General features: G+C 71.2%; 8 protein-coding genes. 4 read left to right on the top strand and 4 right to left on the bottom strand.

Going from position 1 to position 6,513, the window contains the following annotated elements:
• From G3N92_RS29380 to G3N92_RS29365, 4 genes are all read left to right on the top strand, one after another.
• On the top strand, positions 1-1,206 hold a 1,206-nt coding region (locus G3N92_RS29380), incomplete at its 5' end, for a thioredoxin family protein (protein ID WP_206131083.1).
• A gap of 316 nt (positions 1,207-1,522) precedes the next feature.
• Positions 1,523-1,756 carry a DUF4148 domain-containing protein gene (locus G3N92_RS29375; RefSeq protein WP_206131082.1) on the top strand — a complete coding sequence of 78 codons (234 nt, stop codon included), beginning with the start codon at positions 1,523-1,525 and terminating at the stop codon, positions 1,754-1,756.
• 59 nt (positions 1,757-1,815) lie between these two features.
• Positions 1,816-2,049: a DUF4148 domain-containing protein gene (locus tag G3N92_RS29370; protein WP_206131081.1), complete on the top strand. Its 234-nt coding sequence runs from the start codon at positions 1,816-1,818 to the stop codon at positions 2,047-2,049.
• Between the two features lie 75 nt (positions 2,050-2,124).
• Positions 2,125-2,394, top strand: a complete 270-nt coding sequence (locus G3N92_RS29365; RefSeq protein ID WP_206131080.1) for a hypothetical protein — start codon at positions 2,125-2,127, stop codon at positions 2,392-2,394.
• Positions 2,395-2,483: 89 nt separating this feature from the next.
• Here the strand turns inward: G3N92_RS29365 and G3N92_RS29360 are convergent, their stop codons facing one another.
• The 4 genes from G3N92_RS29360 to G3N92_RS29345 form a co-directional block, all read right to left on the bottom strand.
• On the bottom strand, positions 2,484-3,563 hold the full coding sequence (locus tag G3N92_RS29360; RefSeq protein ID WP_206131079.1) for an ATP-binding protein: 1,080 nt from the start codon (positions 3,561-3,563) through the stop codon (positions 2,484-2,486).
• A gap of 141 nt (positions 3,564-3,704) precedes the next feature.
• On the bottom strand, positions 3,705-4,094 hold the full coding sequence (locus G3N92_RS29355; RefSeq protein ID WP_206131078.1) for a response regulator: 390 nt from the start codon (positions 4,092-4,094) through the stop codon (positions 3,705-3,707).
• A 154-nt stretch (positions 4,095-4,248) separates the two neighbouring features.
• A complete protein-coding gene (locus tag G3N92_RS29350) occupies positions 4,249-4,911 on the bottom strand; it encodes a response regulator (RefSeq protein ID WP_206131077.1) in 663 nt (220 codons plus the stop codon).
• A gap of 97 nt (positions 4,912-5,008) precedes the next feature.
• The coding region (locus G3N92_RS29345) for an ATP-binding protein (protein WP_206131076.1) at positions 5,009-6,513 on the bottom strand (1,505 nt) is incomplete at its 5' end.

Raw genomic sequence — 6,513 nt, 5'->3', positions numbered from 1 at the left:
GCGCTGCATGCGCTCCGGCAACGCGCGGGCATGAGCGAACGCCTGCGCCGCATCGCCGGCGCCGCGGTGCTGATCGCCAGCGGCGCGATTGCGCTCGGCGTCGACACGCAGGCGCTCGCGCAACTGCCTTCCACGCCGGCCAACCGGATCGAGACGCGCCTCGCCGGCCTGCTCGCACCCGCCCATGCCGACCGCACGCCGTCCGCCTCGCACGCCGCCGAACCGCTGCGCCTGCCCGACGAAGGCGAACTGCCCGCGCTCGACGGCGCAACAGCCTGGCTCGATTCGCCGCCGCTCACGCGCGACGCGCTGCGCGGCAAGGTCGTGGTCGTCAACTTCTGGACCTACTCGTGCATCAATTGCCTGCGCACGCTGCCCTATCTGAAGCAATGGGATGCGCACTACCGCAAGGACGGGCTGGCGGTGATCGGCGTGCATACGCCCGAGTTCGGGTTCGAGCGCGACGCGGGCAACGTGCAGCGCGCGCTGAAGGATCTCGGCATTCGTTACCCGGTCGCGACCGATAACGCATACCGCGTCTGGCAAGCCTTCGACAACCAGTACTGGCCGGCCTTCTACATCGCCGACGCGAACGGGCGGATCCGCTATCACCACTTCGGCGAGGGCGGCTACGACGAGGCCGATCGCGTGATCCGGCAGTTGCTGGCCGACAGCGGCCGCACGATGCCGGCCGCGCCCGACGCCAATCGCGCCGCGCCGGGCAGCGGCGCGCTGGCACCCGCCGATACCGGCGACATCGGCTCGGGCGAGACCTACGTGGGCTACCGGCAGGCGCAGGGCTTCGCCTCGCCCGAACCGGTGCGGCCCGATCGCGACGCGCGCTACAGCGCCCCCGCGCAACCGGCGCTGAACACCTGGGGCTTCGACGGTGCGTGGCGGGTAGGCGCCGAAGCGGCGGTGGCCGCGGCGCCGGGCGCGCGCATCGTCTATCGCTTCCACGCGCGCGACCTGCACCTCGTGCTCGCACCGGGCGCCGACGGCAAGCCGGTGCGCATTCGCGTCAGCATCGACGGCGCGCCGCCCGGCGACGCGCATGGCGCCGACCTCCACGCCGACGGCAGCGGCGTCGTGGATGCCGCGCGGCTGTATCAACTGGTGCGCCAGCGCGGGCCGGTGCGCGACCGCACGTTCGCGATCGAGTTTCTCGAGCCGGGCGCGCAGGCCTTCAGTTTCACGTTCGGCTGATCGCACGGGCGCATCGCAGGCCCGCTCCGCCCATCGCCCCGAATCGCGTCACGCGCGGCTCGGGGCGAATCCATTCGGCAACGCCCGCCATCGTCGTCCGACCCACGCGACGACACCCCGCCCGGCAGCCGATCTGTTTCGCAACGTGTCCGCCCGAGCAACCGATACATGCGCATGCAACAAGCCGGTTCGGGGAAATACACCCGATACATCGGCCGGTTGTAATGCTTTCACGCCGGCAGCACACGCAACGCGCCGCCGGATGAACGCAGTAACCAAGCCGCAGAACCCTCACTCACGTTTCAGGAGAAACCTCATGCAAGTCTCGAAGCTCGCCGTCTCGTTCGCCCTCGTCGCCTCGCTCGCCGCCGCATCGAGCGCGTTCGCCGCCGCACCGGCTCAATCGGCGCCGGCCCAGGGCTGCACCGCCGCCCAGGTCGCGCAGGCCATGAACGCGCCGCTGACCCGCGCCGAGGTGCGCCAGCAACTGATCGAGGCCGAACACGACGGCCAGCTCGCCGCGCTGCAAGACCTCTATCGCGGCGGCTGATCGCCTCGCCCGCCAGCCCCGCATCGCCCACGCTCGTTCATCGATCCAGGAGAAACACCATGCAAGTCTCGAAGCTCGCCGTCTCGTTCGCCCTCGCCGCCTCGCTCGCCGCCGCATCGAGCGCCTTCGCCGCCGCACCGGCCCAATCGGCGCCGGCGCAAGCCAGTGCCGAAGAGCAGGTCTCGCGCGCCATCAACGCGCCGCTGACCCGCGCCGACGTGCGCCGTCAACTGGTCGAAGCCCAGCAGAACGGCCAGATCGCCGCGCTGCGCAGCCTCTACCGCGGCAGTTGAGCGTCGTACCGGAGCGCGCCGCCGCGCGCTCCGCCGTCTCGTCAGGACAATCAGGACAACTCGAGGAATCGCATCATGATCAGAACCTGGTTTGCGGCGGCCCTTGCCGTCGCCTCGCTCGCCGCGGCATCGACCGCATTCGCCAGCGGTTACGGCCCGGCGCCGCACTACGATCCGCTGGCCGGCGCGCCCGCGTCGCAACGCGGCCAGAGCGCCCAGACGCTGCATGCCGAAGCGGCGCAATCGATGGCCGCCGCCTCGTACGGCACGGAAGGCCGCGCCAGCTCCGAGTCGGGCGCGCGCATGGCCTGGCACGATACGGCCTCGGTCTATGCGCATCATTGACGGGGCCGGCCCGCAACACGCCGGTTTGCTTCGCAGTGCGTCACGCGATGCGGCGGCCTGCCCGACACCCGGCGGCGCCGCATCGTCGCTCATCCCAGCATCAGCGGCAGGATCAGCCGCGCCTCCAGCCCGCCGCTGCAACGATTGTGCAATTGCAGATCGCCGCGCATGGCCCGCACGAGCCGCCGCGCGATCGCCAGCCCCAGCCCCGAGCCTTTCGCCTTGCCCGCCGATTCCGGCGCGCGATACCACGGTTCGAACACGGCCGCGAGTTGCGACGGCGCGATGCCCGGCCCCGAATCGAGCACGGCCAGCACGAGTTGCCGCGCTTCCACGCGCACGCTGAGCCGCACGTCCGAGCCGTAGCGCAGCGCGTTGTCGATCAGGTTCATCAGCACGCGCCGCAACGCATGCGGGCACGACACGATCGGCCGGCCGACTTGCCCGTCGAGTTCCACCACGCGCCCCGCGTCGCGATAAGTGCCGATCAGCGCGGCGAGCATGCGATCCGCATCGATGCGGCGCGGCGATTCGAGGCCCACCGATTGCGTGCGCGCGCAGGCCAGGCTCGCCTCCACCAGTTCGTTCATCTCGGCCACGTCGGCCGCCACCGCCTCGCGCAGCGCCGCGTCGTCGAGCATCTCGCCGCGCAGGCCGAGCCGCGTCAACGGCGTGCGCAGATCGTGCGCGTAGGCCGCCTGCACCACCAGCATTTCCGCCTCGCGCTCGGCGAACTGCGCGCTGGCGCCGTTGATCGCACCGATCAGGCGGTCGAGCGCGGGCATGCCGTCGGCAAGCAATGCGCCGCGCGCGCCGTCGCGGGCGTGCGCATCGATGCGCGCCGCGAGCCGCATCACACGGCGGCGTTGCGCGCGCAACCGTGCGAAGCTGGCCGCCGCGATCAGCGCGAAGCCGGTGCCCGGCACGATCACCACCGCCATCATCAGCAGATGCGCGAGCGGGCGATGCATGGCGATCGCCGAGATGGCGTTGAGCGCGAGCGTGGCCAGCATGAAGGCGATCCGCAGCAGCGCGGCGTAGCGGTGTCCGCGCCCGCCCGCGGAGCGCAGCCGCGCGCGCCATCGCACCAGCGGCGTCGCGACCAGCGCGCGCGGACGCGCCAGCACTTCGGTGGCATTGAGGCGCAACAGCGTCAGGGTTCTGTTCATTCCGATTCTCCCGTCTCGATGGAGTCTTTGGCACGGAATGCATGACACCATGCGCGCCGGGTGGCGCGCTATCAGACGTCAGGGCGCTTACCCCCTACCAAGGTTTATCCCGGCATGGCGGGCGTTCAGGTTCGGCCCGATTCAGTTCGAAACGGGCGGCTGGCCGAGCGCACGGCCGATCCATGCCTCGAGCTCCGAAGCATCGATCGGCTTCTCGATCAGGCACAGCGCGCGGCTCGCCTGGGCGCGCTCCAGCGTGCGGCCGGAGGCGAACGCGGTGATGAAGACGGTGGGAATATCCATGCCGCGCGCGGCCAGCCGCGCGAGCAGATCGATGCCGTCGAGGCCGGGCATCTGGATGTCGCAGACGAGGCAGGCCGTGTCGGCCAGCGCCGCCGAGGCGAGAAACGCGTCCGCGTTGTCGAACACGCGCGCCTGCCAGCCGAACGAGCGCACCAGGCTGCTGGTGGCGGCGCGCACGAACGGATCGTCGTCGACGATGGATACGAGCTGGTGGGCGGCTACGGACAAAAGGACTCTCGCTCAAAACCCCGGTGAACGAGCCGGTCAGGCAGACCGTCGTCCGGGAGCCCAGAATAGCGGGCCGCGCGCGGGGCCGCCATCATATCGAAGTATAGGGTCGCGCTCGGGCCCGCCGAATCGCCCGCCCGGCAAGGCTCGGGCGTCAGCGCGCGGGCAGCCGCTCGATGCCGAGCGCCTCCATCTTGCGCACCAGTTCGGCCACCGAGCGCGAGTTCATCTTGCGCATCGCCTGCCCGCGATGGATCTTGGCCGTGATCTCGGCGATCCCCATGCTGGCCGCGATCTGCTTGTTCATGAGGCCGTCGGCCACGTGCTGAAGCACCTCGCGCTCGCGCGGCGTCAACGAGGCCCAGCAACTGCGCGTCTCGCCGAGCGCAAGATCGGACGCGAGCCGCGCCGCGTCGCGCTCGAGCGCGGCGATCACGGCGTCGATCATGTCCTGATCGCGATACGGCTTGGCCAGGAAATCCACCGCGCCGGCCTTCATCGCCTTGACCGTCATCGGGATGTCGCCATACGCCGTCATGAAGATGATCGGCATGTGCGGCGCGCCGTCGTCGAGCAGCGTGCGCTGGAACGCCAGCCCGCTCTGCCCTTTCAGGCGCACGTCGAGCACGAGGCAGGCCGGCCCGTCGTGGCGCGGCGCCGCGACGAACGCCTCGATCGAGGCGAACGCGCGCACCTCCAGGTCGATCGAGCGCAGCAGCCCCGACAGGGAACCGCGCACGAGCTCGTCGTCGTCGACGATATGGACGACCCGGGCGTCGGGTCGGGAAGCGGCATCGGGGGAGCGGGAAGGTGGCATCGTCGCGTCAGTGTGGTTCGGTGAAGCGGCCGCGCCGGAGCGCGGCCCAAAAATGGACATCGGCGCGTGCGGCGGGAACCGGCGCACGCGGCCCGGCTCAGGGCCGTTGCAGCGGCAACACGAAGCTCGCGTGCGTGCCGGCGTCGGGGTCGCGCCGCGCCAGCGTCAGCGTGCCGCCATGCGCCTCGACGATCGAATGCGAAATCGCGAGCCCCATGCCCATGCCGGTCTCCTTGGTCGTAAACAACGGTTCGAGCAGCCGGTCGGCCACCTCGGGATCGATGCCGCTGCCGCTATCGAGCACGCTCACGCGCGCCCAGCCGGCCTCGTCGGCCGTGCACGCCAGCGCCAGCGGACGCGGCCGGGCGTCCAGCGCGGCCATCGCCTCGGCGCCGTTCATCAACAGGTTGATGACCACCTGCTGCAACTGGATCCGGTCGCCGTGCACCTGCACCGGCCGATCGAAGCCGCGCAGCTCGAGCGCCACCTCCAGCGTGTCGAGCTGCCCCGCCACGAGCGCGGCGGCCTCGCGCAGCGCATCGCACAGATCGAGCGTCGAGAATTGCGGCTCGGCCTTGCGCGCCTTGGCCCGCAGCGCCTCGATGATGGTCTTGGCGCGGGTCGCGCTCATGCTGATGTAGCGGAGCATCTCGCGCGTCTCGTCGATGTCGGGCGGCGTGCGGTTCAGCCAGCGCAGCGCGGCGCTGGCCGACGTGTCGACCGCCGCGATCGGCTGCCCGACCTCGTGCACGATCGACGCCACCAGCTCGCCCATCGCCTTGAGCCGGCTCGCGCGGCCGAGTTCGGCCAGCGCGTTGCGCAATTGCTCCTCGGCGCGGGCGCGCTGATCGTACTGCTCGCCGAGCGCTTCGTAGAGCCGCGCGTTCTCGAGCGCGAACGCGGCCTGCCCGGCGATCACCTCGATCACGGCCGCCTTGGCCGCCGTGAACACCTTCGACGCCAGCTTGTTCTCCAGATACAGCACGCCCACCAGCGTGGCGTAGCGCATCAGCGGCACGCACAGCACCGAGCGCGGCCGGTAGCGGCGCACGTAGTCGTCCTCGGCGAAGGCCGGCGCATCGCGCAGGTCGTCGATCACGAGGCCATCCTGCTTGCGCGCCACGGCCTGCACCAGCGACACGGGCAGCACGTCGGGCGTGAAGCCGGCCGGCTCCTGCACGACGCTGACCTCGCCGTCGCGCACGTAGGCCTGCGCCGGGACGCGCCAGCCGTCGTCGCGCCGCAGCGCCAGCACGCCGTAGCCCGCGCCGGAATTTTCGAGCGCGGTGCGCAGCACGGTATCGACCAGCCGCGCCGGCACGATGTCGCGCGCCAGCGCGTTGGAGATCCGCAGCACGGCCTGCACGTCGAGTTCCTGCAGACGGCTGGCGGCCGACGCGCGCGAATCGGATTCGAATGCCTCGGCATGCGCGGCCTGCAACTGCCGCACCTTGGCCACCGCGCCCCAGCGCTGCCACGCGCCGCGCGCGTGCCGCAGATAGGCGCGCGCGGGCACCTCCTCGCGGCGCGCCAGATAGAAGCGCGCCGCCCGCTCGGCCGCGAACGCCTCGACCTGCGCGAAGCCGTGCCGGCGCGCATGCG

Origin of the sequence: Burkholderia sp. Ac-20379, assembly GCF_017104645.1 — a bacterium.
GTDB lineage: Bacteria > Pseudomonadota > Gammaproteobacteria > Burkholderiales > Burkholderiaceae > Burkholderia.
The sequence above is the reverse complement of the archived record's forward strand: the minus strand, read 5'-3'. Positions and strand labels throughout refer to the sequence as shown.